Consider the following 1,554-nt stretch of genomic DNA (forward strand, 5'->3'; position numbering starts at 1 on the left):
ACCTGGGGGAGGGCGCACGGACGGGGTGGAAGTGGGGAAAACCCGGACGCGGCGGTGGGTGTCGACCTACTCTCAAGTTGTGCCAGGCGCGTTCGGCCGAGTGCTTGTTGTGGACGACAACAAGGTCATCCGGCAGCTGATCAGGGTCAATCTTGAGCTTGAGGGGCTTGAGGTGGTGACCGCGGCCGATGGTGCCGAGTGTCTGGATGTGGTTCACCAGGTTCGGCCGGATGTCATCACCCTCGATGTCGTCATGCCCCGGCTCGACGGCTTGCGTACCGCCGCGCGGCTCCGCAACGACCCCCGCACCCGGAACCTGCCCATCGCCATCGTCAGCGCCTGTAGCCAGTACGAGGTCGAGGCCGGGCTCGATGTCGGTGTCGACGTCTTTCTCGCGAAGCCGTTCGAGCCCGTTGAACTCGTGCGGATCGTGCGGGAGTTGATCGAGCGGCGTGCGCTGGGAAAGCTGGGCGAGGCGAGTGCTGGCGGTGGGGACGTGGGCGGGCACGAGGACGACTCCCAGTTCGGCCTCGGTGGTGGTACGACCACGTCCGTCGGCGGGACCGCGGGCTGAGCCAGTACGTCGCTGAGCCGGGGCCGCCCCCCCCACCTCGCATGACCTCGGCGGGACCGGCGTCATACGTGGACTCCTTCCCACTCCCGTCCACATCCCGGACCTCCGCCAAACCGGCTCGCCTACCCACCCCCCTCCTCCCATACGCTTGTCCCGTGACCCCCGTCGAGCTCTCCCGTACCGTGCTGCGCGCGGTGCGTCGTGCTGTGGATGAGGGGGAGCTGAGCGTGGCGGTGCCGGAACGGGCCGTGGTGACGCCGCCTGGACCCGGTGGACGGGGGGACTACGCGACGAACATCGCGTTGCAGCTGGCACGGCCCGCCGGCCGCCCGCCCCGGCAGATCGCCGAGATCCTGCGCCCCCACATCAGCCGTACGGAAGGCGTCTCCGACGTCGAGATCACCGGGCCCGGTTTTCTCAACATCCATCTCGATGGGGCCGCCACCACGGCGCTGGTCCGCAGCATCCAACAAGGGGCCCGGCAAGGCGAGCAGCAGGGGGCTCAGCAAGGCGCCCAGCAAGAGTTCCACGGGGCCTACGGGCACAGCGACGACCTTCGCGGAGAAGCCGTCGCCCTGCGCATCCCGTACGACATCCGCGCCGAAGTCGTCGCCGACGCCCTCGTGCGGATCATCGGCAGTCAGGGAGGCCGCGTCGAGGTCGAGCACGCCGAGCCCGTGAACCTGCGGCCCGTCCCGGCGCCGGAGGACCCCGCACCGCTCGGGCCCGACGCCGTCCGGTGGGCGTTGCTGTACCCCGCCGCCCACGACCGGCCCCGGATCACCGCCGATCACCTCGTGCAGCGTGCGAGCAACCCCCTCTTCCGGGTCCGTTACGCCCATGCCCGCGCCCGGGCCCTCCACCGCAACGCCACCGCCCTCGGCTTCACCAGCACCCCGGGTGACGTACGAGACCTGGATGAGCAAGATGCGCACGTACGCGACGCTCACCACCACCCCTCAGAGGCCCCCCGCGAGGAC

At 70.1% G+C, this 1,554-nt stretch carries 2 protein-coding genes; both read left to right on the forward strand.

Annotation, left to right across the window (positions count from 1 at the left end):
• Positions 1–100 precede the first annotated feature (100 nt).
• Positions 101–574: a response regulator gene (locus tag FPZ41_RS46435; RefSeq protein WP_322621599.1), complete on the forward strand. Its 474-nt coding sequence runs from the start codon at positions 101–103 to the stop codon at positions 572–574.
• A gap of 155 nt (positions 575–729) precedes the next feature.
• Positions 730–1,554 (forward strand): DALR anticodon-binding domain-containing protein (locus FPZ41_RS46440; RefSeq protein ID WP_322621598.1); only part of this gene is annotated, 825 nt, incomplete at its 3' end.

This window comes from Streptomyces acidicola, from assembly GCF_009377235.1.
Taxonomy (GTDB): domain Bacteria; phylum Actinomycetota; class Actinomycetes; order Streptomycetales; family Streptomycetaceae; genus Streptomyces; species Streptomyces acidicola.